At 70.9% G+C, this 23783-nt stretch carries 23 protein-coding genes and 1 pseudogene; 9 read left to right on the top strand and 15 right to left on the bottom strand.

Translation table 11 applies throughout. The annotated features are described in order from the left end of the window. The first annotated feature begins 759 nt into the window (after positions 1-759). The 3 genes from WMF36_RS09900 to WMF36_RS09910 all read left to right on the top strand — a co-directional run bounded on the left by WMF36_RS09900 (position 760) and on the right by WMF36_RS09910 (position 4336). On the top strand, positions 760-1371 hold the full coding sequence (locus tag WMF36_RS09900; protein ID WP_437579358.1) for a hypothetical protein: 612 nt from the start codon (positions 760-762) through the stop codon (positions 1369-1371). 260 nt (positions 1372-1631) lie between these two features. After that, positions 1632-3149: a hypothetical protein gene (locus WMF36_RS09905; protein ID WP_437579359.1), complete on the top strand. Its 1518-nt coding sequence runs from the start codon at positions 1632-1634 to the stop codon at positions 3147-3149. Further along, a complete protein-coding gene (locus WMF36_RS09910; RefSeq protein ID WP_437579360.1) occupies positions 3149-4336 on the top strand; it encodes an ARPP-2 domain-containing protein in 1188 nt (395 codons plus the stop codon). Before WMF36_RS09905 ends, WMF36_RS09910 begins: the two co-directional genes overlap by 1 nt. A gap of 169 nt (positions 4337-4505) precedes the next feature. On the opposite strand, the gene WMF36_RS09915 is transcribed toward WMF36_RS09910, so the two are convergent. From WMF36_RS09915 to WMF36_RS09925, 3 genes are all read right to left on the bottom strand, one after another. Continuing rightward, on the bottom strand, positions 4506-6059 hold the full coding sequence (locus WMF36_RS09915) for an MYXO-CTERM sorting domain-containing protein (protein ID WP_437579361.1): 1554 nt from the start codon (positions 6057-6059) through the stop codon (positions 4506-4508). Positions 6060-6219: 160 nt separating this feature from the next. Beyond that, positions 6220-6480 carry a hypothetical protein gene (locus WMF36_RS09920; RefSeq protein ID WP_437579362.1) on the bottom strand — a complete coding sequence of 87 codons (261 nt, stop codon included), beginning with the start codon at positions 6478-6480 and terminating at the stop codon, positions 6220-6222. A 63-nt stretch (positions 6481-6543) separates the two neighbouring features. Further along, on the bottom strand, positions 6544-6966 hold the full coding sequence (locus WMF36_RS09925; protein WP_437579363.1) for a hypothetical protein: 423 nt from the start codon (positions 6964-6966) through the stop codon (positions 6544-6546). Between WMF36_RS09925 and WMF36_RS09930 the strand changes: the two genes are divergently transcribed. Further along, positions 6954-7526: a hypothetical protein gene (locus tag WMF36_RS09930; RefSeq protein WP_437579364.1), complete on the top strand. Its 573-nt coding sequence runs from the start codon at positions 6954-6956 to the stop codon at positions 7524-7526. The two genes, WMF36_RS09925 and WMF36_RS09930, sit on opposite strands and share 13 nt — an antisense overlap. 102 nt (positions 7527-7628) lie before the next feature. Here WMF36_RS09930 and WMF36_RS09935 read toward each other — a convergent pair whose 3' ends face one another. The 5 genes from WMF36_RS09935 to WMF36_RS09955 form a co-directional block, all read right to left on the bottom strand. Further along, positions 7629-8393, bottom strand: a complete 765-nt coding sequence (locus WMF36_RS09935) for a DUF899 domain-containing protein (protein ID WP_437579365.1) — start codon at positions 8391-8393, stop codon at positions 7629-7631. A 241-nt stretch (positions 8394-8634) separates the two neighbouring features. Beyond that, on the bottom strand, positions 8635-8862 hold the full coding sequence (locus WMF36_RS09940) for a hypothetical protein (protein ID WP_437579366.1): 228 nt from the start codon (positions 8860-8862) through the stop codon (positions 8635-8637). A gap of 207 nt (positions 8863-9069) precedes the next feature. Next, a complete protein-coding gene (locus WMF36_RS09945) occupies positions 9070-9525 on the bottom strand; it encodes a hypothetical protein (RefSeq protein WP_437579367.1) in 456 nt (151 codons plus the stop codon). An 18-nt stretch (positions 9526-9543) separates the two neighbouring features. Further along, positions 9544-11049 (bottom strand): hypothetical protein, encoded by a 1506-nt coding sequence (locus WMF36_RS09950; RefSeq protein WP_437579368.1) that lies wholly within the window; start codon positions 11047-11049, stop codon positions 9544-9546. Positions 11050-11551: 502 nt separating this feature from the next. Beyond that, positions 11552-12250: a crotonase/enoyl-CoA hydratase family protein gene (locus WMF36_RS09955; RefSeq protein WP_437579369.1), complete on the bottom strand. Its 699-nt coding sequence runs from the start codon at positions 12248-12250 to the stop codon at positions 11552-11554. Between the two features lie 281 nt (positions 12251-12531). On the opposite strand from WMF36_RS09955, the gene WMF36_RS09960 reads away from it, so the two are divergent. Continuing rightward, positions 12532-12858 (top strand): hypothetical protein, encoded by a 327-nt coding sequence (locus WMF36_RS09960; RefSeq protein ID WP_437579370.1) that lies wholly within the window; start codon positions 12532-12534, stop codon positions 12856-12858. 55 nt (positions 12859-12913) lie between these two features. Here WMF36_RS09960 and WMF36_RS09965 read toward each other — a convergent pair. Both WMF36_RS09965 and WMF36_RS09970 read right to left on the bottom strand, forming a co-directional pair. Next, positions 12914-13495: pseudogene (locus tag WMF36_RS09965) on the bottom strand (PEP-utilizing enzyme); the annotation flags it as partial. Positions 13496-13679: 184 nt separating this feature from the next. Beyond that, positions 13680-14300, bottom strand: coding sequence for a class I SAM-dependent methyltransferase (locus WMF36_RS09970; RefSeq protein ID WP_437579371.1), 621 nt, complete (start codon positions 14298-14300; stop codon positions 13680-13682). A gap of 72 nt (positions 14301-14372) precedes the next feature. Between WMF36_RS09970 and WMF36_RS09975 the strand changes: the two genes are divergently transcribed. Together WMF36_RS09975 and WMF36_RS09980 are read left to right on the top strand one after the other, a co-directional pair. Then, positions 14373-14519: a hypothetical protein gene (locus WMF36_RS09975; protein ID WP_437579372.1), complete on the top strand. Its 147-nt coding sequence runs from the start codon at positions 14373-14375 to the stop codon at positions 14517-14519. A gap of 154 nt (positions 14520-14673) precedes the next feature. After that, complete coding sequence (locus WMF36_RS09980; protein WP_437579373.1) at positions 14674-15912, top strand: SGNH/GDSL hydrolase family protein; 1239 nt, start codon at positions 14674-14676, stop codon at positions 15910-15912. Positions 15913-15987: 75 nt separating this feature from the next. Here the strand turns inward: WMF36_RS09980 and WMF36_RS09985 are convergent, their stop codons facing one another. Both WMF36_RS09985 and WMF36_RS09990 read right to left on the bottom strand, forming a co-directional pair. Beyond that, positions 15988-16572, bottom strand: coding sequence for a malonic semialdehyde reductase (locus tag WMF36_RS09985; protein ID WP_437579374.1), 585 nt, complete (start codon positions 16570-16572; stop codon positions 15988-15990). 58 nt (positions 16573-16630) lie between these two features. Continuing rightward, a complete protein-coding gene (locus tag WMF36_RS09990) occupies positions 16631-17071 on the bottom strand; it encodes a DoxX family protein (protein ID WP_437579375.1) in 441 nt (146 codons plus the stop codon). A gap of 77 nt (positions 17072-17148) precedes the next feature. On the opposite strand from WMF36_RS09990, the gene WMF36_RS09995 reads away from it, so the two are divergent. Further along, positions 17149-18132: a LysR family transcriptional regulator gene (locus WMF36_RS09995; RefSeq protein ID WP_437579376.1), complete on the top strand. Its 984-nt coding sequence runs from the start codon at positions 17149-17151 to the stop codon at positions 18130-18132. 544 nt (positions 18133-18676) lie between these two features. Further along, positions 18677-19855: a PAS domain-containing protein gene (locus WMF36_RS10000; protein WP_437579377.1), complete on the top strand. Its 1179-nt coding sequence runs from the start codon at positions 18677-18679 to the stop codon at positions 19853-19855. Between the two features lie 23 nt (positions 19856-19878). On the opposite strand, the gene WMF36_RS10005 is transcribed toward WMF36_RS10000, so the two are convergent. The 3 genes from WMF36_RS10005 to WMF36_RS10015 form a co-directional block, all read right to left on the bottom strand. Continuing rightward, entirely contained in the window at positions 19879-20028 is a 150-nt protein-coding gene (locus tag WMF36_RS10005; protein WP_437579378.1) for a hypothetical protein, read from the bottom strand. 283 nt (positions 20029-20311) lie between these two features. Further along, the gene (locus tag WMF36_RS10010; protein ID WP_437579379.1) at positions 20312-21781 is read right to left on the bottom strand and encodes a reverse transcriptase family protein; all 1470 of its coding nucleotides are present in this window, start codon (positions 21779-21781) and stop codon (positions 20312-20314) included. A 403-nt stretch (positions 21782-22184) separates the two neighbouring features. After that, positions 22185-23699, bottom strand: a complete 1515-nt coding sequence (locus WMF36_RS10015) for an SWIM zinc finger family protein (RefSeq protein WP_437579380.1) — start codon at positions 23697-23699, stop codon at positions 22185-22187. Positions 23700-23783: the final 84 nt, after the last annotated feature.

Here is a 23783-nt window from a genome sequence, read left to right on the forward strand (position 1 = left end):
GGCCGCCGGCAGCAGCGGCTTGTTGGGCTGGAGACAGAGAAAGAGAGAATGTACAGGGAGGCGGGGAGGCGGGGAGGCGAGAGAGAGAGTACAGACAAGGAGAGGTGAGAGACGGGGACCATCGTTCGAGCTCGCTCGGGGGCGGCTGCCTCCAGGTCGCTGGTTTTGTCGGGCGGGTGCCCGGGGACGTCAATTCTGCGCAACCGGGTCTGGTCCCGCGTCGACATACGGGTATGCCGGCGCTGGGGCTGCTGGTTCGAACGACTGATCCCGGCTCTCGCCTCCCCGCCTCCCCGCCTCCCTGTGAATCTCTCTCTCTTTATCTTCCTCTCCGCCCAACCATCCGTCGTGAGGTCATCGCGGAGCGGGGGGACCAGGCGGAGCGGCAGCATCGTGATTCGATCGTTCCTGTCCCTTGCCGCCGCAAACGAGGATCTCGCGGTGCTCGAGGTCGAGGTCCTCCACGCGGAGCTCGGCGCTCCCAAGCAGACGGAGGCCGGCGCCGTAGAAGAGGGAGGCCAAAAGGAGCGGAACGCCGGTCATGCGATCCAGGGGTCGAGGGCATGGCGGCGCTACCGGGCCCGTCGCCGCCGACGGAAAGGACGCGAGCAAGCACGTAGAGCGCCAAGGCCGACCACGCCTTGGGGACCAGGCGCTGCGCACCCGGCCATGCATGTCCCACGACGAGCCCGCGCCGCGTCACCCGCGCGCGCTCTTCCGCGTTGGTGCGCCGCGGGCGCCGGGATACGCTCTCGAGGCATGGCGTCACGTCTTCTCGGTGCGGCATCGCTGTGCGGGCTCGCCCTCGGCTGCGCGGCGTGCAAGTCGGCGGCAGCGCCGCTGCCGGCCCATGTTCGCGTCTCCATCGGCGGCGCCGTCATCAGCCCGGCCAAGGCGGACGGGCGCCAGTGGGACGGCATGGTCGCGGTCCCGGCGGGGGCGCTCACCGCGATCGGCGACCTGCTCAGCACGGCGCACCCGGCCGCGGCGGCGGCCGGCGTGGCCGGGGTCGCCGCGGAGGCGGCGGGGGCGGGCACCGAGCCGCCGGAGCCCTTCGGCTCGGCGGAGCTGTTCGTGGGCGGCCGGTCGCTCGGGAGGCGCGCGCTCGATCGCCCGGGGCAGCGCGACACCTGCGCGCCCGGCTGGAAAGGCCCGCCGACCTGGCGCCGCGTGCCGCTCTCGCCGGATGTCCACGTGAGCGGTGAGCTCATCGACAGGGACCTGGTCAACGACGACTTCATCGGGAGGTTCGCCATCCACCACGGTCACCTCGTCGAGGCGCTCCGGGCGCGCACGGTCTATCCGGTGGCCGTCCGCGATCAGGCCGCCGGACAGGTGCTGTTCGTCTGGATCGAGGTCTGGCCGGAGTAGGCCGGCGTAGACCCGCGCCGGCGACGCCGGAGCCCGCGCGCCTTCGCCTGGGCCTGTGCGATGCGGCGGCGCCGCGCCCGCGCCGCCGCGCCCGCGCCGCCCAGCGCGCCGGTGAAGCAAACCTGCTCAACCCGTTCCGCGATGCGCCCCTCCCGGGGTATCGTGCGCTCGCCGCCCGTGGGACTCCGGGGCGATTTCCGAGCCCAGTCTGGTAACTGTTGTAGGTTGATCGCCCCACCATTCCCCGGGCGGCGCTTCGTATGCCCCCCGCGCCCCCTGCACGCTTCCATACCGAGCGCGTCGAGCGCGAGGACCTGGTCATGTTCATCAACGCCTGCTTCGCGTGCACCGGGCAGGCCGAGTTCTACGGCTCCTCGGGCGGGCAGGTCGTCTCCGTCGAGTTCCTCCACGAGTACATCCTCGGCAACTACCGCCGCCTCTACGCGCGCACGCTCGCCGCCGGCATCAACCACTTCAACCAGGCGCGCATCGCCGTGAACCTCCTCGCGACCGGCGCCGAGACGCCCGCCGCCGATCGGCGCGAGGAGGGGCTGCTCATCGCGGCGGCGCTCCGGGAGCTCCCGCCGCAGCGCGCGCTCCGGGCGCTCCGCGAGCTCCGGGAGCGGCGCGTGAACAACCGCCGCGCGCGCGCCGTCATCCGCGACTACCTCGCCGGCCGGCCCGAGCCGGCCTTCGACGCCGTCAAGTACCGCGCCCACGTCCGCGCGCTCGCCACGCACGCCCACCTCCGGCTCCCCGGCGAGCTCGGGCCCTTCCTGTTCGAGCCCGGGAGGCGCGCGCCGTTCGAGACGCCGCTCCTGGAGCGTGCGCGGCAGGCCCGTTACGCGAAGGAGGCGATCTTCGACCTGCCGCTGACCGTCGCCGAGGGGCTCGCCGCCGCCCGCGGCGTCTCGCGCGACGAGCTCCTGCGCCGCGCCGCGCCGCGCATGACCGAGGGCGAGCGCCTGCGGCTGCAGCGCACCGCCGGGCGCGAGGACGTCGACCTCGCCATCGACCTCGGCCGCGCCCCGCTCACCCGCCTCGCCCTCTATGCGCTCTCCCTGCCCGAGAAGACGCGGCGCGACCGCCGCGACGAGCTCCACGCCGCGCTCGAGCGCGCCGCCGCCCGCGCGCTCCGCCGGAGCCCCGCCGCGCTCGGGCGCGTCGCCGCCGTGCTCGACCGGAGCTACTCGGCGTCCGGATCGAGCGAGAAGCGCCGCCGCCCGCTCGCCGTCGCGCTCGGCGTGAGCTACCTGCTCCGCGCCGCCGCCCGCGAGTACCGCGCCTTCTGGACCGCGCCCACGCCCGACGAGATCCTCGTCGACGCGCGCGGCCAGACCGATCTCGCGACGCCGCTGCTCGACGCGCTCGCCTTCCGCCCCGACGTCGTGCTCCTCGTCTCGGACGGCTTCGAGAACGACCCGGCCGGCGCCGCCGCCGAGGTCGCCCGGTGCTTCCGGGCGCGGCTCGACCCGGGGCAGCGCACGTCGATCGTCCACATCAACCCCGTGTTCGACAGCGAGCGCTACGCGCCCCGCGCGCTCGGCCCGTCGATCCCGACGGTCGGCCTGCGCGACGCCGAGGACCTGCCGACGGTCCTCGGCTTCGCCCGGTTCGCCGAGGGGACGGCGCCGCTCGCCGAGCTCGAGCGCTACCTCGCGCAGCGCGCGGCGGACCTGCTCTCGCGCCACGCCCGGCCCGCCGGCGCCGCGGCGCCGGCGGAGGCGCTTGCCGCGACGCCGGCGGAGGCGCCCGCCGCGGCGCCCGAGGCGTCCTGATGGCCAAGGCGCCGGCCCTGATCCAGTCGCTCGCGCTCCGGGGCCTCTCGGCCACGCACGCCCAGGTCTTCGCGGGCGTGCGCCTCGTCCCGCTCCTCCGGGCCGCGCCGCGGGACGACCTGCGCATCGCCCGCCGCAGCTACGACGACACCCTGGCGGTCGTCGATCTCAGCGACGGCGCGATCTATTGCTCGACCTACGTGCCGCACGCGCTCGTGGTCGGGTGGACCGACGACGGCTCGCCCGTCGCGTCCTACGGCGCTGCGCTCGGGGCGCCGACCGACAGCATCCCGCTCGCCAAGCGGTGGCGCGGCGTCAACCTGCTCCACCGCATGGCCCGGCGCGAGGCGCGCGGCGAGGACCCGGCCGAGCGGAACCGCCTGCGCCTCCTGCCGCAGCACCTCGCGATGGAGGGCTTCCTCGCCCTGCACTTCAACGCGCCCGAGATCGCCTGGTCCGAGTACTCGCGGCGGGCGATCTCCCACGGCCTCGACCCGCGCGTGGAGGTGTCGCTCTCCGGCCGGGCGATCCCGAGCCTGGAGGACGCGCTGCGCGTCTTCGAGATCCACGAGGGCCAGTGCGGCCTCTTGCTCTTCGTCGGCGAGCTGCTCGCGTCGGTGTTCGTCGTGTCTCACCCCGACGACTACCGCGCGCTGCACCGCACGCTGATCGAGGACTCGTACGAGCAGACGCTGCTCCACGCGGCCCGCCACAACGGCGACAGCCAGGCCTTCACGCACAGCTTCGACGCGGCGCAGATCGGCTCGCTCGACGATCTGCGGGCCGCGCTCGGCCGGGCGCGGGCCGAGGCCGGCGCGCTGCACGTGGACACGGCCGCGGGCCTCCTCGGCCGGCCGATCGCGGCGGAGCGCGTGTACCGGGCGGGGCCGTTCTCGCTGCAGCGGTTCATGACCGAGCTCGATCCGGCGCTCGACAACCACATCGGCGAGGCGATCGTGCGCGACGACGGCACGCTGGAGTACGCGAAGACCTACCGGCTCTCGGCGGGGCAGGTGCGGCGCACGCGGCTCCTCCAGCAGCTCGCCGCGCACGGCTGGAACCTCGACGCCACCGCGGCGGCGCTCAAGATCGCCCGCGACCAGCTGCTCCGGCGGATCGACGGGGAGGGGTTCGGCTACCTGATCGCGGAGCACGTCCTCAAGGCCGCGCTGAAGCGGACGCGCTGAGCGCGGTCGCCGAGGCCATCCGGCGCCTCGCGCGGAACCTGTTCGGAAACTTCACAGGGAGGTGGGAGACGGGGAGGGAAATCTTCAAAATACTCCCTGTCTCCCCGCCTACCTGTTCAATTTCCCCGCTGAAAAGGGCTGCAAAATGAGGGGATTCCTCAGGGCGGCTTCATCCCGATGCCTGTCGTCGCCGGAGGGCGAACGCAGCGAGGACCGCCATCAGAAGGCCGACGGTGTGATCCCCGCCGACGCCCGCGACGCGGCAGCCGCAGCCCTCGCCGTCACTGGAGGCGTCGCCGCCCCCGCCGGCCGCGCCGGTGCCGCTGCCTGCGCCTGCGCCCGTGCCGCCCGCGCCGCTCGCCTCACCCCCGCCCGCGGAGCCGGTGCCGCTGCCCATCCCGCCCGCGGATCCGGTGCCGCCGCCCATCCCGCCCGAGCCGGTCGTGCCGCCGCCCGCGCCCCCTTCGCCCGAGGGCCCCGGCGGGGGCACCGTCGCGCAGTCGCCGAGCGAATGTTCGAGCGCGCCGAGCGTGAAGCTCCCGCTGCCCGGCCGCCCGCGCGCGCAGTAGTCGTCGGTCACCGCGGCCTCGGCGGGCGCCTTGCCGACGAGCGACGCCACATCCCCTCTGAGGCGCAGGTCGCCGAGACCTGGATCTTCGTACCACGCCTGGAACATCGCGAGCCCTACCTCGGCCAGATTGTCACTCTCTTGATGCGTGCCCCCGTCGCGGTCGCGGATCTTGCCCGTGAGCACGTTGCCGCGCGCGACGCCGCTGGTCGTCGCGAAGCGGAAGTCGATCCCGCTCGTCGCGATCAGCGTATTGAAATGAAGCCGCGTGTCCGTCGCACGGTTCAAATAGATCCCGACGTCCGAGCAGCTCGCGATGATGTTGTTCCGCATCGCCCCGCCGGTGTGCTCGACCTCGCAGGGCACGTCGGGGTCGTAGGCCGGGGCGCAGTACTGCGCCCCCGTGCCGCCGCCGCCGAATGACAGCCCGATGCGCACCCCGTCCGGCGAGCCGCTGGTGGTGCCGACGACGAGGTTGCGCTCGAAGAGCCCGTCCGAGCCGCCGCTCTTCATGAACGCGCCGTAGCTGACACCGTCGCCGCCGTCTTTCTGGAAGTCGTGCACGTAGCTGTCGCGCACGCTCCAGCGCTTGCCGCCGTCGATGTTGATCTTGGTGACGGGATTGCTGGTCCTGCGCGGGTGGCTGTCGAACAGCTCCGATCGCTCGATCACCCCGTCGTCGGGGGCCGTCCAGACGCCGCCCACCTGCGCGGCGTTGATCTTGAGCTGGGCGTTGAAGTCCCGCACTTTCGAGCGGCGGAGGGTGAAGCGGCTGGCAGCGCCGAACACGTGGAAGGCATGCTCGCAGTCCGAGTCGTCGGCGCAGACGCCGCGGATGTCGAGGTCCTCGAAGTGCCAGTTCGGGCCGCTGACCTTGAAGCCCTCGAGGCCCGACAGCTCGATGATCGCGCCGAGCGGCTCGGCGGCGCGCACGACGATCGGCGCGGCCTCGGTGCCTGCGGCCGCGCAGGAGACGCCGTCGAAGGCGTAGGTGCCCGAGGCGAGGACGATCTCGTCGCCGGCCTTTGCCGCGCCGATCGCGGCGACGAGCTCGTCGGTGGTGCCGACCGGCACGACGGCCGCCGCGGCGGGGGCGGCGAGGAGGAGGGAGGTGAGCAGGGCGAGCGGGGCGACGGGCGCGCGGCGTGGCGACATGGCTGCCAGAATGCGCGGGTGCGCTCGCCCGTCAAGATGGCGCGTGCAACGTGCGACGGCCGTGCGCGACCTCCGCCCGTACGGGCTCATCCACGAACCTCCTCGAGCACGGGATGACCCTCCAGGCGGCGCCCCGGTCACGCACTTCTCGACGAAGACGTCAAGGGAGCGGCCGGAGGACCCTATCCACCACGGCGTCTCCGACACGCTTGCCCTGACGGATCCCTTCCACTGCATCGAACCTCCAGTGGACGCCGAGGTAGATGCGGCTCGACGCGTTCTCCTGAGACGCCTGGCTGAAGCTGGAATAGCAGCGCCTGATCTCGGGGCGGACATTGCCTGGCGCGTCCGTCGTTCTCCCGTTGAACTCGTCGGACGTGACGCAGAAGGGTACATGATCCTTGCCATAATAACGTGTCAACACCTGGAGCATGGCGGCCCCCGAAGCTCGAGTGCCCAGACACGTACGCCGGGAACGGTGGGGTCATGCGCGGCGGGCTCTGGTTGCTTCCGGGGATCCGACGGGCGTCCACCTCCTGTCAGCTATCGTCAACGGGTTTCCATCCGTGCCGGCCCGACGAATCGCAACGATCGGCCGCACATCCCCCCATTCGGGGGTCAAGAACCCTTGATCGGGATAGAGAGGATCGGGGCGATGCCGGCCGGGCGCACCGCCTGGGATGTAAGACATCGGGGAATCTGCCCCGTCGTACTCACGCTCCGCGAGGATCTCGCCGGCGACAGCGCTGCCCAGCGCGCGACCGTCCTCCTTGGCATCGCTCTCGGGGATCTCCGCCAGGTATTTCTCGAGCTTGCTGTCGAGCGCGTCCGCCTGGCCCGGGTACAGCGCCTTCAGCGTATGGTGGGCTGCCGCGGCCACCGCTGCGTCGATGAATGCATCCGGCATGGGAAGGAGGACGGAGTACGGCTCATGACTATCTGGCGGACGAGGCGCGCGGCTTTCGCGAGCGCTACCGGGGGGAGCTGCCGGGGCGGGAGCGGCTCTTCCTGGAGGAGGTGCTCCGGCTGGCCAATGACAAGCGGCGCCGGCGGCGCCGGTTCGTCACCGCGGTCATCGCCGCGCTTTCGCTGCTGGTGCTCTCGGCGATGGCGCACGTGATGATGATTCAAAAGATCCAGGAGTATCAGGAGAAGGAAGGGCAGCGCGATGAGGCCGAAGCGGCGCGTCGCGAGGCGGAGGAGGCCTCGAAGCGCGCCGAGCACGAGGCCGTGCTCGCCCGCGAGGCGGAGGAGGCGGTGCGGCAGAACAACGGTCAGGAGCTGGAGCAATGCACCTCGACGGAGGCCCGGGTGCGCGCCGAGATCGACGCCAAGCACGCCCGCGTGGCCGCAGCGAAGGCGCGGGACGACGAGGCCAAGGCGAGAAAGGCGGTCGAGAGGGCGCAGCAGAGCAAGCGCCAATGGAAGGAGCTGAACGACTGGAACTGGATCTGGGGAGAACGGTAGCGCGGGGGACAGGACGGTCGTGCGTGGTCGCCGCACCACAATCCGCGTCTCGTCTTGCCGGTGACCGCCCTCGGCCGCGGCCCTGTCCACCCGCGCCCTGGCTCAGCGCTGGCCGTACTCGTCGTGGCGGCGGAACCAGATCCCCGTCTCGTTGCGCCCTCTGGGGGCGCGGTCGAGCCACTGGTACATGCCCCAGAGACCGTCCAATCCGCGCGCATAGGCGGAATAGGTGTGGTAGAGGACGCCGTCTTCGAGCACGAACGCGCTCAGGCCCGGCCGGTCGAGCGAGTAGGTGGGCGCGTCGGTCCCGGTCATGGCCGCGGACTGGGCGACGGGCAGCGGGACCGGTGTCACGTCCATCGCGTGGCCGGCGCGCTCGAAGTTGTATTCGACGGTCCCCTCGCGCTGTTGCTCCTCGGTGAACGCGACGTTGAAGTCGAAGTTGAAGCGGCCGTCGCCCGAGGACGCCCAGGGGAACGTCCACCCCATCCGCCGCTTGTACGCCAGGAGCTTCGCGAGCGGCGCCCGCGACACCGCCGAAAGCGTGACGTCGTGGTTCGCCAGGTGGACGGCGATGCCGTTGAACCCGTCGGCGATCGCCGAGCAGGACACGCAACCCGCCTTGTAGTCGGGCCCGAACATGAAATGGTAGACGATGAGCTGCGAGCGCCCTCGGAAGAGCTCTGCCAGCGAGGCGCTGCCTTCCTCGGTCTCGAACCGGTACTCCTTGTCGACCCGGACCCACGGCAGCTCCTGACGCCGCCGCGAGAGCTCGTCGCTGCGCCGCGTGAGCTCCTTCTCCGCCTTGAGCAGATCGAGCCGCGCGGCCAGCCACTCTTCACGTGTCCCGGTGATGTGCGTCGTCATCGCTCTTCTCTCCCTTGGGTGAGCATCGTCGTTCGTAACGTTCTCGATACGACGTGCTGGATGGTGGTCGTGAGATATCTACGACCGACCATCGATCCGCGGGAGTAACAAGTGTGTCGGGATTGCACGCGACGGCGGCCACGGGCTGCGGCAGGCGCGGGGGAGCTGCGAGGCGAGCGCGGCAGAGGGCAGGAGCTACGTGGAAGCTCGAAGGCGCGACGCACTTTCTCCACGGGCACCGTCAGGTGTCAGGAGCCACCGCCGCCCGCGGCGCCGCCGCTTCCCGCGGCACCGCCGCTTCCCGCGGCACCGCCGCTTCCCGCGGCACCGCCGCCGCCCGCGGCACCGCCGCCGCCCGCGGCATCACCGCCGCCAGCGGCGCCGCCAGCGGCGCCGCCGCTTCCCGCGGCATCACCGCCGCCAGCGGCGCCGCCGCCGTCCCCGGCTCCGCCGCTTCCCGTGGTTCCACCACTGCCCGTGGAGCCGGTTGGCGGCAAAGGAACCATGCACGTATTCCAGGCGACGATCTGGCCCGGATCACAGGGGTCCGTATCCCAGCATCCCACGAGCATCGCCGCGCAGACGGCGCCGAGCGCGACGACGAGGGTCCGAGAGCGGGTGGGCGGCATGAGGCGAGACAGGTAGATATCCATGATTCGTTCCTCTCTCCGCAGGCTCACGGCGGTATGACCTGGCCGTCGCGGATGCGCGCGATCACCTTGACGGAGGCGTTGACGTCGCTGGCGGCCACATACCCGACGCCGCCCTCTTCCTCGGCCACCGCGCGGAGGACGGCGCCCGGACTCGACACCTTGCGCGGCGGCCGCTCGCCGCCGCGGATCTTGCGGTCGATCCAGTATCGGGCGACGCCATCGGGATCGAGGCCCAGCACCGCCCTGTCGAAGCGCTGCCGCAGCGAGGAGTCGTCGGGGAGGTTCAACGGCTTCGCCGACCGGCCGTACCACTCCGTGCGCGTCGTCTGGAAGATCGGGCGGAGCGTGTCGCGCCCCGCCGCTCGCGCAGGGTTGGCCTGGTTGACGACCACGGCGATCTCTTCCTCGACGGCGAGGGACGAGGCGGGCGGGCTCGTGCCGAGCAGGGCCAGGAGGAGCAGAAGGGATGAACGCTTCATCGTTGCGTCGAACCTCTCTCAGAAGGCCAAGATCAGACGTGCCATCATGGACGTGGTGTCAACATCCGGCGTCTCGGTCCCCTCGCGCAAGGAGGTGAAGAACACCTGCCTCACCTGGGTTCGAAGCGTGACGTCCGGGGTGATGTAGAAGTTCAGGCCGCCGCCAATCTGCAGCAAGGTATCGGTCCCGAAGAACGGCCCGTACAGCGCGGCGCCCAGGATGAACGGTTCCATGTTCAAGAAATTCATCCGGTGCGCCGCCAGGAGATAAGCCGAGGTCCGCCAGGCGTCCACCTCGTACATTCCGGGTGCTACCTCCCGCCGGGCACCCTGATCGTAGATCACGCGGACGACCATCGCCTCCGCCCGGAGGCGCGTCTTCCCGACGTCAAGCGAGACATCTCCCCCCGCGATGTACTCCCGGAAAGCCCACGTCGCGCGGACGTCCGGCTCGGGCGAGTCGGGCTTTGTGTCGGCGACCCAGTCCCGCGCCCTGTCCGTCAGGAACGAGGCCCCGAGCTTCAGCGTCAGCTTGCCGGGGTCCTCGTAGCTGGCGTGCAGGCGACCGCCGAAGCCGCGGTTGTCGTCGAAGGCGAACGGCGCTATCTCGTTGCGCCCGTTGCTCACGTACGCGTCATATCCGAGCTCCCACGGGCCCGCGAACACGCTGCCGTAGGCCATGACGCCGGTCTGTCGCGTGGGAAAGAGGCTCGATATGATGAAATAGGGGTTGTCGACGGTGATGAGCACCGGGCTGCCGTGATCGACGTTGTAGATGCCGATCGGGGTGAAGAACTGCCCGGCGCGCAGCTTGAAGAGGTTGAAGCGCGTCCAGTCGATGTGAGCGCGCTCGATCGAGACGAGCCCGCCATAGACCATGGATGTGTCGAGCTTGGTCGTGTCGATGCTCCCGTACGGCTGCGTGCCCACCCGGCGCGTCACGCCGGGCGGCGGCGTCACCGGGACCGGCGTGCCGGCGGGCGCGGTCGTGAACCGCAGCTCCCCGAGGAAGCGAAAGTCCTCGTGGGGCTGCGCGTCGAGGTAGAGGTTCAAGTTCCCGACGACGAAGTTCAAGGCGTTCGCCTGCGGGATACTGGACGAGATGATCGTCTCCTTGATCCAGGTGCGCTGAACGCCGACGTCGATGAACCCGTAGATCCGGAGGAGGTCCGTGCTGGCGTCTTGCTCCGGTGACACCTGCGCTTCCTCGACCGTCGAGAGGCGCTTCGCGAGCTCTGCCGCTCGCTCGTTCGCCTCCGTCGCTCGCTCGTTCGCCTCCGCCGCCACCCTCTCCGCCGCGGTGAGCCGCTCGAGGAGGGTCGCCTCTCCGCTCGTCGCGGGCTCCGCGGCTGCCGTTCCCGTGGTGGCGGCAGCCGCTCCGGTCGCGGCGGGCGATGCTGCGGCTGCCCCGGTCGCGGCGGGCGATGCTGCGGCTGCCCCGGTCGCGGCGGGCGCTGCGGCGGTCCCCGGGGCGGCGCCGGCGGCAGGGCTCTGCGCGTGCGCGAAAGATGCCGTGACGAGCACGCCTCCGAAGGCAGCACTCGAGACGCGCGCCAAGCGCGACGCGTGCGCTCGGCGCAGTGATTTACCACCCATCGACATGGTTCTCTCCCTGTCCGCAGACACCTGTGCGGAAGGCCGACGTCGCACGCCTCCCTGCGGACTCGCGGCTGCCACGTGTACCATAGACAAGTACGGTGGCAGATGAAAATTCAGCGCGCTCCGCTGCGATCCAGCACACAAGACACTTGAGATGCATCTGAAGCGCCGCAACAGCAACGCCTTGAATCAGCAGGTCACACATGGTGCGCAGGGAAGGTCCGACGGCGACCATGTGTCTGAGTGCCGCTGTGTTCGCATGCGATGGTCGATTCGTCGGATGCGCCAGGTGAGCGCGCGGCGGGCCGACGCTAGCCTGTCCCCGGAGCGTTGGCGGGGAGCTCTTGGCAGGTCGGAATGGCTTTGCGCGGGCTATCCGTGGACTCGCCTGACGTGATGAGCCGTCGGCGTCGCCAGGCAGGGCATCTCACCTTTGAATGAGGTCTTTCAAATCGTCCTGGAGCGTCGCGTGGACGTGCGCGATCGTCTTGCCGCGGAGGCGCGCCTTCGTCGCCTTGAACGCCGGACGCGCGAGGCTCGAGAGCTTCGCCGCTTCCTCCTTGGCCCGCGCGAGCACCGCCTCGGGTGGCACCAACGCGTCGAGGTACCCCACGCGTACGGCCTCGTCGGGAGCGTAGATCTGCGCCATCAGCGTCGCTCGCGCGAGCTCCGTGCGCGCGAGGCGATCACGCGCGAGAGCGATCGCCAGGACGGGCACCGGGATCCCGATCGCGACCTCGTTCAGGCCGATGCGAAACGCACCTTCGGCCCCGATCCGGACGTCGCCAGCGAGGAGGAGGAGCGCGCCGCCTGCGAGAGCATGGCCGGTGCACGCGATGACGAGCGGGAGGGTCGCCCCGTACAGCTTCATGAGGAGATCGGCGCCGCGCCCGAGCAGCGCCGCCGCGGCCTCCGGACGGCTCGTCATCACGCGCAGATCGAAGCCGGCGCAGAACCGATCCGGCCGGCCGGCGATGACCATCGCGCTCGCCTCCTCTTCGGCCCTCGAGAGGGCCCCGAGCAGAGCATCGATCATCGGCTCGGACAGGGCGTTCGCCTTGCCGTCGTCCATGCGGACGACCGCGGTAGTGCCTTCGAGCGTGTAGGTCAGGAGGTCGGTTGCCATGGCGACCACTCTAACGCGAACAAGACCGGCAGCTCGAGCCATCCTGACCAAGGCGGACATCATCGCCCATGGGCGCGATCGTGTCGGCGAACGCGCGCTCGTCCCGGGGCCGCGCGAGCGCTTCGCGGAGCGCCCGGCCGAGCGCCACCACGTCGGACCCCCAGGTGCGTGCGGCTCGTCATCCTCCGCGGTTCGCGGTCGCGCCGTCCCCCCTTGTTCTCGGAGGCGGACCTGGGGTACCCTGCGCGGTTGAAACCCTAGTGCGGCTCGTGAGTCATTCCATGCAATCGAAGATGAACGTTCTGATGTTATGTGTTGTTGGCGCCCTGACGATGGGGTGCAACGTCTGTGAGGATCTGGACGCACGGATGTGCGGAGACCTCGGGGCAGAGGATTGCGCCCTCTGGCGAGAGAAAGGGCTGAACTTCGTCGCCCAGGCGAAGTCGAGGCCCCGCCGAATGATGAAGGACACGCTGTTCGGGGCCGACGCGCAGACGTGCGAGTCAGCGGGGAGCGACGCGGTGTATTCGCAGATCCTTCAGGCGACGAAGACGCAGATGGCCGCCTACCGCAAGGCGCAGAAGGCCGCAGAGGGACCGGCGAAGTAGGTGCGCGCCGCCCCGCGAACGGGCCGCCGCGGAGCTGCCCGTTCGTCGAGCCCGGTTACCCGTCGGGCTGGCCCGGCCAGGACAGGATCTCGACGTACCCTTCCGTTCCATGCACGCGGATGCGTTGCCCATCTCGGATCAGCCGGGTCGCATGCTCCACGCCGACGACGGCCGGCAAGCCGTATTCCCGGGCGATCACCGCGCCATGGGTCATCAGCCCGCCCACCTCGGTCACCAGGCCCTGGATGGACACGAACAAGGGGGTCCAGCTGGGGTCGGTGAAGGCGGTGACCAGGATATCCCCCTCCGCCAGCTCCGCATCGGCGATGTCCAGGAGGACCCGGGCCCGTCCCTCGACCACGCCTGAGGAGACCGGTAGACCGACGAGGGCTCCGGCGGGGAGATCGGCTCGTTTGTACGCCCCCGCGACGATTTCCCCATCGGAAGTGATGACCCGCGGCGGCGTCAGCCTCCGATGCCGTTCGTGCTCGTCCTTCCGCTGGCCGACGAGCTGGTCATCCAGCGCGTTCGTGCGCACGACTTCGCGCAGCTCCTGGAAGGTGAGATAGTCGATGTCTTCCTTCTCACGGATCACGTGGGCCCGCACGAGCCGCTCGGCTTCCCGCAACAAGGCCTGTCCAGGAGCGCCAGCCCCGTTTCTTCAATCGCTGGATGTCCTCCAGGATGAAGTCGAACAACGCCGTTCCGGTCTTGGTCCGGATAACGCGGATCTCCGCGGCGTTCACCGCTGCCGCCTCGCCCACCCGCGTCGGCGCGCGTTCCCCGGCCAGCGCCGGCGGCCTGGCGCGCAGCGCACGTGCTCACCCCTTCCTGCACACCACGTTGATGAACGGGAACGTGCCGCCACCCGGTGTCGGTTCGTCGATCTCGGAGAGCTCGAGCTCGCCGTGCGGACCGAGCTCCCGCCGGATCGACTCGGCGTCGTAGAAGAACATCGTCACGCCCGGGTGGACCTCGTACCAGTCGTCTCCGAGCTTTGGCCCCCGACCGAACATCGGAGCCTGCTTCGATATGACGGTGAAGATCATCGCTCCGCCCTTCCGCAGCTGGCGATGGCAGTCCTGGAGGAGCTTCGCCCGCGCGGGAGGGGCGAGAAGGTAGAGGAGCCCGTACGCGAAGACGCCGTCGTACAGGCGAGCGTCGTACGGCATGTCGGCCACGGAGCCGTGGTGAATCGGGATATCGAGACCCATCTGCGTTCGCGCGAGACCGATCGCCGTCCCGGAGATCTCGATCCCCGTGACGGACATCCCGTGTTCGAGGAATGGCCTGGCGTTCCGGCCGTAGCCGATACCCGGGACGAGGATCTCCTTCGCGCCCGTGCGCGCGAAGTAGTCCCGCGCGAAGACCGCCGATCGGCACGGCTCGGGCCCCCACACCATCTGCTTGTCCGCGAACACGCTCTCCCAGAGCTCGGTCATCTTCGGCACCTCGTCCCATGCGTAGCGCTGCGCGCCGACCCGCGCGAGGGCGTGGCTTTCGCTCCCATCGGCGTGGCTTTGGATCCTCCCGCGGAGCCGCTCACCTACAACGTGTGCGTGAGCGAGCGCACGATCGAGCCGCTGCGTGCCCGCTGCGCCGCGGTCGGCACCCACCTCGTCCACGGCGCAGGCGCAAAGATCGTGCTCGCGGCGTCGTGAGGGCCGGGGGGGCGCGAAAAAAAATGTCTCGCTCTGTCGATCCCGCCGGCGGTCGTTCGTCGCCCCAGTGAAGCCAGGGCCGCGTAGCGCCTGGCGCGGGCAAGAGCCGCAGCCCGAGGTGAATGGTCCTGCTTGTGAGTGGAGGAGGTGCGTGATGATCGGTTCGAAATTTACCCGCCCGGCGACCCTGGGAGCGTTTGTGTTGGCCCTCGCCGCCGCCGGCTGCGGCGGGGACGACGAGGTGCCCGTCGCGAGCTGGACCGCCGCGTGGGGGACGACGATGCAGGGGGCGGATTCGCCGTTCCCCGACATGCCGCCGCGTAGCTTCAGCGACGAGACCTTGCGCCAGAGGCTCGCCGTCACCGCCTCCGGCGATCGGGTCCGGCTGCGGCTCTCGAACCTCTTCGGGACCCAGCCTCTGGAGCTCGCCGAGGTCCGCGTGGCGAAAGAGGCCTCGCCCTTCGTCTCGGCGCCGGGCACCGACCGGCGGGTCCAGTTCTCCGGCCAGCCGAGCGCGTCGATCCCGCCGGCCAGCGAGGCGGTGAGCGACGGCGTGGATCTCGCGGTGAGCCCGGGAGACCGCCTCATCGTGAGCATTCACAGCGCGGCGACGTCGGAGCCTGCGACGTGGCACCCGTTCTCCTTCACGACGCACGCGGTCGCCACGGGAAACCAGGCGGCGAGCGAGACCTTGACGTCACCGACCAACATAACGTCCACGTATTGGCTCGCGGGCGTCGACGTCGAGTCCACGGAGCCCCAGAAGGTCGTCGTTGCGTTCGGCGACTCGATCACGGACGGCTCGGCATCGACGATCGACGCCGACAAGCGCTACTCGGATCGGCTCTTCGCGCGGCTCCAGGCGGATCCGGAGACGCGGAGGGTCGCGGTCGTCAACCAAGGCCTCGGCGGGAACAGGCTGCTCCGGGACAACATCGGTCCGAGCGCCGTGTCGCGCTTCGAGCGCGACGTGCTGGGGACGCCGGGCGTGACGCATGCCATTGTCTTGATCGGGATCAACGACATCGGGATGCCGTGGTTTTCGGGGCCCGCCGAGAAGGTGACCGCCGCCCAGATGATTGACGGGCTCAAGTCGCTCGCCGACAAGGCGAGAGCGAGGGGGGTCAAGGCGTTCGTCGGCACGCTCCTGCCGTTCGAGGAAGCGTTCCCGCCCTACTATACGCCCGAGGGGGAGGCCATACGCCAGGAGGTCAACGCGTGGATCCGTGGCAACACCTCCTACGACGAGGTCATCGATTTCGAGGCCGCCGTGCGTGACCCGGAGCAGCCCGCGAAGATCCTCGCCTCGTTCGACAGCGGCGATCACCTGCACCCCAATGACGCCGGCTACGAGGCGATGGCGAACGCCGTGCCCCTCTCGATCTTCAAGTAGCCGCTCTGATTCAAGCCACAGCGAGGACGAGGAGCCTGGCGGCGACGAACGCCGCAGGGGCGACGAGCGCCGCGGCTACGCGATACGGCAGGCCTCTTCGAAATCGAGGCGGGGATTGCGCGGGTAGAGCCTCGCCGGATCGCCGTGGCCCAGGTTGATGAGGAGGATCGATTTCCACGGCACGTCGGCGAAGAATGCGGCGTCGACCTTCTCCCGGTCGAATCCGGCCATCGGCCCGCAGTCGATCCCGAGCGCGCGGGCCGCGAGGATCAGGTAGCCGGACTGGAGCGAGGCGTTCTGCAGGAGGAAGAAGTCGCGCTGCTCCGGCGGCATCCCGGCGAGGGCCTCGCCCATCGTCGGGCGCGCCGGGAAGAGCTTCGGCATCTTCTCGTGAAAGCGCGTGTCGTAGGCGATGATTGCGGTGACGGGCGCGCTCATGGTCTTCTCGACGTTGCCCGGCGCGAGGCAGGGGCGCAGGCGCTCCTTGGCATCAGGGCTCTTCACGAAGACGATCCGCGCCGGCACGCTGTTGGCCGCGGTCGGTCCGAGGCGCAGGGCCTCGTAGAGGCGATGCAGGGTCGCGTCGTCGATGGGCTCGGCGAGCCAGCCGTTGTGGGTGCGGGCTTCGAGGAAGATCTGCTGGAGGAGTTGGTCGCTCATAAGGCTTGCTCCGTGGTACGTGGCCGAGTTGGGGCGAGTCGTTCCGTGAGGTCCCGCGTCAGGTCGCGAGCGCGGGCTTGCCGACGCGCGCCTCGGCCTCGGCCTCGGCCTCGGGCTTCGGGGCGCTCGCGAGCCTGCGGCTCTCGGGGCGCAGCGCCCAGGAGGCGGCGGCGATGGCGACGAGGACGAGGGGCGTTATCACCTGGCCGGCGGCGTCGCCCACGGCGGCGTGGGAGGCGGCGGCGCCGGTGAGATCGAAGAAGATGCCGGCGTACGCCCACTCCTTGAGGCGCGGGAAGCGCGGGGCGAAAAGGGCGATGGCGCCGAGCACCTTCCATACGCCGAGGATGGTGGCGAAGTAGGCCGGGTAGCCGAGGTGCGCCATGACCGCGACGACCTGGGGGGAGCCAGCGAGATCGCCGAGCCCGCCTGCGGCGAAGGCCAAGCCGAGGAGACCCGTCGCGATCCAGTAACCGATGGTGCGTGCCTTGTCGTTCATGAGCGAGCATCCTGAGGCATGGACGCGCCTGTAACAATGCATCAACAGTTGGAAGAACCTGCCAGGATTTGATCCAAATGGACGACCCCCTCGAGAGCTCCGAGCTCCTCGCCTTCTCGAAGACCGTGGAGGCCCGATCCCTGTCCCGCGCCGCCGCCGAGCTCGGCGTCCCTCGCGCCACCATCAGCCGCCGCCTCGCGCGGCTGGAGGAGCGGCTCGGGGTGCGCTTGCTCCGCCGGACGACGCGCAGCCTCGCCCTCACCGACGCGGGCGAGGCGCTCTACCGCCACGCCCGTATCGTGCTCGACGCCGTCCACCACGCCGAGGCGAGCGTGCGCAAGGCCGACGACGCCGTGCGCGGCGAGCTGCGCGTCTCGGTGCCGCCGATGATGGGCGCGAGCTTCAGCGCGATGATCTGCGATTTTGCGCGGCGGTACCCCGAGGTCCGCCTCCACGTCCACAGCACGACCCAGTACGTCGACCTCCAGCGCGGCGGCTACGACGTCGCGCTCCGCGCGAGCTCCGCGCTCGAGCCTGGCCTCGTCGCCCGGAAGCTGGCGCGCCTCCCGCTCCTCGCGGTCGCCTCGCCCGCGTACCTCGAGGCCCGCGGCACGCCGCGCACGCGCCGTGATCTGCGGAGCCACCGCTGCATCATGGGCTTCGCCCGGGGGGAGCTGCCGCAGACGCACTGGCCGTCCTCCGGCGGTAAGTTCCACGTCGAGGGCGCGCTCTTCACGAACGACATCTACCTGCTCTGCGACGCCGCGCTCCAGGGCCTCGGCATCGCGCTCTTGCCGCAGCTGGTCGTGCGCCCGCACCTCGAGAGCGGCGCCCTCGTGCACGTGCTGCCAGGCGCGATCCAGGCGGACTCGCACATCGCGGTGGTCTACGCGGAGCGGGAGCTCATGCCGCCGCAGCTCCGCGCCTTCCTCGACGCGGTGATGGCGTGGGGAGGGGGGGATCTCCTCCCGCGGACGGACGCGCCGGAGCCGAAGCGGGCGGCGAACAGCGGCCTGCGCCCCCGCTCGAGATCTCCCGGCAACACCCGGCGCGCCTCCTAGTCTCGGCCCCGCAGGCTGTGGAGTGGACGCGGCCCGTTCGCGATTGCGACCGGCCATTCGACTCGGGTCCTGCGGTTGGCTGCGCGCCCATGCCGCAGCCGAAGCCCCGAATCACGAGAACCACGAAGAACGCACCGTGTCGCCGGAGCGGGTGAACAAGCTCATAGGTTGCGTCGTCCCGGCGCCCACGCTCTGAGACGCGACGCAGTGGGAACGGTCGGTTTCCGTCATGAATACAAGCCGGGTTTGCCTGCTTGTTCGTCCACCGCGTATCCGCGCTGGTACTGCTCCGCCCACCGGGGAAATACAGCGGAGTAGAAGCAACCTGCGATACCTCTCCAGCGTCTCTCCCCCTATTCGAGGCAAGATCGATTCCGCCTGTCTCTCACGTTGAGGGAGCTGCAGCGCCCAGGACGGTGCCAGTGCTTGAGGCGTCGCACCGTCGGGCGCCGTAGACAACGGCAAGCAGCACAGGCATTGTCTTGGGTCGCGGCACTCGGCACGTGCGCCTGCTGCGTCGCACGCGGCCGCGAGGGAGGTGTGCATGCGCGCAGACTTGGATGCTTTTCCTGAGCCGCTCGCCGTGCTCGACGCGACCCTGCGGCTGCGAGAGGCCAACGGGGCGTGGCGAAGCGCATTCGGGGAGGCGGCGGTCCTCGCGCCGCAGGCCGAGGAGGCCGCGCGCGCGGTGCTCGACGGGGCGCAGAGCCGGATCGAGATCGACGCGGCGGCGGGCGACGGCGCGAGCCCGCAGCGCTGGACGTTCCTGCGCTGCGCGAGATCCGGGGGAGAGCCGCTCATCTTCGTCCACGCCCGCGCGCAAGACGGCGCGGCGCAGCGCCGCCGCGAGGAGGAGCTCGCCGAGGAGGTGGAGCTCCTGCGCAGCTTCATCGACCTCGCGCCCAACCTCCTGTTCATCAAGGACCGGCGCAGCCGCTATGTCATGGCGAACAACGCCCTCGCGCGCTGTTACGGGATGACCCCGGAGCAGGTCGTCCACGCGTCCCAGCACGAGCTCACCTCGAGCGCGGATGAGGCCGCAGGGTTCGCGAGCGTCGACCGGCAGGTCATCGACACGCGGCAGCCGGCGGTCATCGAGGAGAAGGAGACGCGGCCGAGCGGCGAGGTGCACTGGTACGAGACCGTCAAGAAGCCGATCGTCCGCAGGAGCGGCGAGGTGCAGGTCGCCTGCTTCAGCGTGGATGTCACCGAGCGCCAGCGCGCCCAGGAAGCGCTCCAGAGCTCGGCCCGCGAGCTCCAGACGATGGCCGCGGCGGCCCGGCGCGAGGCGGATGAGAAGTCGGCGCTCGCCGCCGAGCTCGATCGGAGGATCGCCGTCATCCAGGCGCAGCACCGGCAGATCCTGGCGCTCTCCGCGCCCATCCTGGAGGTCGCCGACGGCATCGTCGGCGTGCCGCTCATCGGCGCCATGGACGAAGAGCGCACGGCCATGCTCACCGAGCGCCTGCTCGAACGCATCGCGACGCGGCAAGTACGCAGCGTCGTGCTCGATCTCTCGGCGCTCGAGGCGATGGACACGCGCACCGCCGACCGGCTGGTCAGCATCGTCCGCGCGATAAGCCTGCTCGGCGCGCGCGCCGCGATCACGGGGATCCAGCCCGCGGCCGCGCAGACGATGACCTCGCTGGGCATCGATCTCTCGAGCCTCGTCACGACGCGCACCCCGAAGGACGCGATCCGCCTCTTCTCGAGCGGGAGCTGAGCCCGCGAGGTCGGCTCAGCGCGTTAGATCGGCTCTTGGAGATCCTTGTAGCTCGGCAGCGCGCCGAAGTTGACCGCGAGGTCGAAGATGCCGCGGACCGGGTTCACCTTGAGATCGACGCCGAACGAGCTGAGGTTATGGACGTGGGCGCCGATATCGAGCATGTCCGTCAAGCCGGCCCGGAGCTGGTACGAGGGCAGCGCTCACGGAGGGAGCAGCTTTACGGCAGGGGGCTGGTTGCGGGGCCTATCGTGAGCACCCAACCACCGACGAGCCTGGACGACGAGGCGCCAGGCGTGGCTCATGCCATCAGTGCATGGACTGGATACGTCGGTCGATAGCGAGGATCCGCTGCGGAGCTCGGCACACCGTCGTTCAAGTCCACCGCTGATCCCGCGTGGGCGCCTCGGGCCGGGCAGCTCGTCGAGAGGCCTCTCCAGCGACCACGAAGGCTACCTAGCCCGCTCCCCCGGACGGAGCCGGCTGACTCCGCTCGAGCGCCTCGATGCGCCCGAGGAACGCGCGCCCCCTGACCGGATCCGTCATGTACACGAACGCCGCGAGCCCCTTGAGCTGCGCGAGCGTCTCCCCCTTTCCGGGCCTCCCGAGCTCCCGGTTGCGGATCGCCGCGCGCAGCGCGCGCACCCGCTCGCGCGGGACGCGCGCCGCAGGGACCGCCTCGCCCGCGCCGTTGACGACGAGGCCCGTCACCTTCTGCCGGCTGCCCTTGCGCATCACCACGGTCTTGCTCGGGTGCAGCCGGAAGCCCTCCGAGCTCAGGATCTCCCGGAGCCCCCGGAGCAGCGCGCCGACCGGCGCGCGCGGCCGCGCGGCGCCGGCGAGGCCGGGCGCATCGGGCGCGCGGAAGGAGAGCGTGAGATCGTCCGCGTACCGCGTGTAGCGAAGCCCCAGCTTGCGCGCGAGGCCGGAGACGCGCCGATCGAGGCGCAGGCAGATGGCGTTGGTGATCGCGGGGGAGGTGGGCGCGCCCTGCGGGAGCACGCGCGGGCCGGTGGCCACGTGGAGCGTCTGCCCGCGGAACTGCACGACCTCACGCGGCGCCTCCGTGGAGAGGAGCGCGACGAGCGTCGCCGGACCCTCGGCCATGCCCGCCTTGCGGAGCAGACCGCGCACGCGACGCCACGTGATCGTCGGGAAGAAGTCCTTGATATCCACCTTGACGATCGTGTCGGCGCCGGCGTGCGCGGTGGCGTTCGTGACGATGGAGCGGTTCGCCAGGAAGCCGTGCGCGGCGGCGTGGACCGGGAGCTTCTCGAACAGGTTGCGGAGCGCCCAGCGCTGCGCGCGCATGAGATCCCGCTTCGGAGACGAGATGGTGCGCGCGCTGCCGTCGCGCTTCGGGATGTGCCAGCGCCTGTAATGCGTGCCCGTGTCGACCTCACGATGGTACGCGAGCCAGCGGAGCCGCGGGATCGTCAGCCCGAGCGCAGTCGCGAGCTCGCCCGCGCCCGGCAGGTCGGGGAGGCCGCGCGACCGCGCGCGCTCGCTCAGGCCCGGGACATCGAAGCTGTCCGGCCCGGCGCGATCCCGGAAGTGCACGCCCGCGCCGAGGTGGTTGATGTGCGTGGCGAGGTACGCCTCCCACGCGAGGCGGCGCAGCGAGCGGCGCTCCCTGGCCTCGGCCTTCTTGCGCTCCTTCCACTGGGCGCGCTCCCGGTCCGACATCGCCTTGGGATCGCCGGTCGCCACGGCGCCGCGGGCGGTCAGCTCCGCGCTCACCCACGCGTCGATCCCGCCCGCCTCGGCGATCGCCTTCCAGCGGGCGACGCGCTCCTCGTGGGCGAGCCGGCGCTCCTCGACGCCGCCGCTGCCGGCGCGGGCCGACGCGCCGGCGGCGGGCGGCGTCGCGAGGGGGAGAACGACGGGGGCTCGGGCTTGGACGTTCGCGTCGATCTTCGCGGTCATGTCTCGATGAAAGCGTGCCTGTGAATCACGATGGAAGCGGCCGGCGGTAAGTCCCCGCGCGCGGCAGGATCGCTCTTCGCCGATCGCGGGTTCATGTCGCCAAGAGAGGCCCCGAGCGCATCACCTTCTGCTCATGGGGCACGGTAGCCTCACCGGTTCTCCGGCTAGACCAGCGCTACGGCGCCGGGAGAAACGGCGGTTTCGAGGTTGTCTCAGCTCTCCCGGCGCCGTAGCGCTGGTCTAGCCGAAGAGAACCAAGAACAGGCTACCTTGCGGAGAGTGACTGGCGGTTCCTCCAGAGCGGCGCGACGCCGCTCCTGCGCTCGAGGCGCGGAGGCTGGTGCGTTCAGAACCTCTCCTGGCAACACGACGAGTATCTGACTCTTGACCTCCTTCCCCCTCTTCACGCAGACGACGCGTCGGCGTCGACGAACCCGGACGATGTTAACGCATCCAGGCGCTTGAAATACGCGTCGCGCGCTTCGCCGTCCGTGTCAAACCAAATGCGCTGGTGGCGAGGCGCCTCGGCGCGCGCGCCCCACGCGAGGTGGACGACACGGTCGTCCAGCGAGACACGGTAAACCACCTCGGCGCCCGAGGCCTCGCGGCGCACGTAGGTGCGCGTCTCGGCGCGGATGAGCGACCTCCCCTCGGCCGTCTGGCGCTGGGCGTCCCGCTCGGCGCGCTCGCGGGCGTAGGCGACGCGGAGCGCGATCATGTGCTCGCACGGGCCCTCCCGGAGGCCGCTCCGGCGGAACGCGGGGCAGCTGCACCACGCGTCCGATACGCGGCCTTCGAGGTCCATCGTGAACCGGGGGGAGAAGTCGCGGTGCGCCTCCCGGTCCGCGACCTCGCCGTGGATCTCGGTCCCCTCGCCGGCGATCTCGTGCACCTTGGTCGGCCGCACCGCGCCGGGCGCGCCGAGCAGGCGGTGGGCCGCGGCCTCGCGGGGCGAGCTGTAGCGGATCTCGCGCTCGTCGACCGGCTCGGCGAAGAGCTCGCGCGGGCGGTAGACGCGGCGCGCGACGTCGTAGAGCACCCGGCCGCGCAGGCACTCGAGCTGGAGCGCCGCGCGGGCGTCCCCGGCGCCGGCGCCGGCCGCGAGCGCCGCGAGCGGGAGCGGCCCGCGCTCGCGGAGCAGGGCGAGCTGGCTCCCCGCGAGCGCGTCGAGCGCGGCGCGCGCTCCGCCGCCGCGCTGCTCGTCCGAGGGCATGAGGGCGTCGAACGAGGCGGCGCTGGCCCAGCTGCTGTCGCTCCAGCCCGTGAGCGCGACGGTCAGCGTGGCGCGGCCCAGATCGAGCACCCAGAAGACGGGCAGCCCGGGGCCCCGGAGCTCGGCGCGGGCGCTGCGCACGTGCGGCAGGAGGCGCGAGAGCGCGAGCAGCCGCTGCCGGCCGAAGGTCCGGACGACGCGCGGCGGGCCCTCGTACGGGGGGCCGTGGGCCTCGAGGAGGATCTCCCAGGGCTCCAGGAGGAGGCGCGGCGGCTTGCCGGGGACGAGCTCGAAGCGCAGGCCGCGAGGCGGCTTCTTCGCCTTGCGGGTGCGGAGCACGAAGAGGGCGTTGTAGAGATCGATCGGGGCGAGCTCGCAGGACACCGCGGGGAGCGTCGCCGCCGACTGCACCTGCAGGAAGCCGCGCAGCCACGTGGCCGGGACCTCGAGCGAGCGCTCGAACGGCGTGGAGTCGCGCGTGGCGTCGCGCGCGGCGCGGGACGCGCCGGCGTCGAGCTCCACCTTCGTGTAGACGCGCAGGCGATCGATCTGCTCGACGATGCGCGGCGAGAGATCGACGAAGGCGGTGCCGTGGGCCGCCTCGCGGCCCTCGAAGAGATCGCTGGAGAAGGCGAGCCGGGCGTAGGCGCTCTCGTCGCGCGAGAAGACCTCGATCGAGACCTCGTCCGGGTGCACGGTGAGCACCGGATCGAGCGCGCCGGAGACCTTCCGCTGCGCGGAGGAGCCGTCGCCCTGAGCCGTCGCCCTGGCTCGCGCCGGCGTCGCCCA

Source organism: Sorangium sp. So ce887, from assembly GCF_051521455.1.
Classification (GTDB): domain Bacteria; phylum Myxococcota_A; class Polyangia; order Polyangiales; family Polyangiaceae; genus Sorangium.

Bases quoted from the DNA above. Each gene is read 5' to 3' on its own strand.
- WMF36_RS09990 (WP_437579375.1), bottom strand. From the start codon at position 17,071: ATGAACGACAAGGCACGCACCATCGGTTACTGGATCGCGACGGGTCTC.
- WMF36_RS09980 (WP_437579373.1), top strand. From the start codon at position 14,674: ATGATCGGTTCGAAATTTACCCGCCCGGCGACCCTGGGAGCGTTTGTG.
- WMF36_RS10010 (WP_437579379.1), bottom strand. From the start codon at position 21,781: ATGACCGCGAAGATCGACGCGAACGTCCAAGCCCGAGCCCCCGTCGTT.
- WMF36_RS09970 (WP_437579371.1), bottom strand. From the start codon at position 14,300: ATGACCGAGCTCTGGGAGAGCGTGTTCGCGGACAAGCAGATGGTGTGG.
- WMF36_RS09910 (WP_437579360.1), top strand. From the start codon at position 3,149: ATGGCCAAGGCGCCGGCCCTGATCCAGTCGCTCGCGCTCCGGGGCCTC.
- WMF36_RS09900 (WP_437579358.1), top strand. From the start codon at position 760: ATGGCGTCACGTCTTCTCGGTGCGGCATCGCTGTGCGGGCTCGCCCTC.
- WMF36_RS09955 (WP_437579369.1), bottom strand. From the start codon at position 12,250: ATGGCAACCGACCTCCTGACCTACACGCTCGAAGGCACTACCGCGGTC.
- WMF36_RS09995 (WP_437579376.1), top strand. From the start codon at position 17,149: ATGGACGACCCCCTCGAGAGCTCCGAGCTCCTCGCCTTCTCGAAGACC.
- WMF36_RS09915 (WP_437579361.1), bottom strand. From the start codon at position 6,059: ATGTCGCCACGCCGCGCGCCCGTCGCCCCGCTCGCCCTGCTCACCTCC.
- WMF36_RS09985 (WP_437579374.1), bottom strand. From the start codon at position 16,572: ATGAGCGACCAACTCCTCCAGCAGATCTTCCTCGAAGCCCGCACCCAC.
- WMF36_RS10000 (WP_437579377.1), top strand. From the start codon at position 18,677: ATGCGCGCAGACTTGGATGCTTTTCCTGAGCCGCTCGCCGTGCTCGAC.
- WMF36_RS09960 (WP_437579370.1), top strand. From the start codon at position 12,532: ATGCAATCGAAGATGAACGTTCTGATGTTATGTGTTGTTGGCGCCCTG.
- WMF36_RS09930 (WP_437579364.1), top strand. From the start codon at position 6,954: ATGCATCCGGCATGGGAAGGAGGACGGAGTACGGCTCATGACTATCTG.
- WMF36_RS09945 (WP_437579367.1), bottom strand. From the start codon at position 9,525: ATGAAGCGTTCATCCCTTCTGCTCCTCCTGGCCCTGCTCGGCACGAGC.
- WMF36_RS09935 (WP_437579365.1), bottom strand. From the start codon at position 8,393: ATGACGACGCACATCACCGGGACACGTGAAGAGTGGCTGGCCGCGCGG.
- WMF36_RS09925 (WP_437579363.1), bottom strand. From the start codon at position 6,966: ATGCCGGATGCATTCATCGACGCAGCGGTGGCCGCGGCAGCCCACCAT.
- WMF36_RS09905 (WP_437579359.1), top strand. From the start codon at position 1,632: ATGCCCCCCGCGCCCCCTGCACGCTTCCATACCGAGCGCGTCGAGCGC.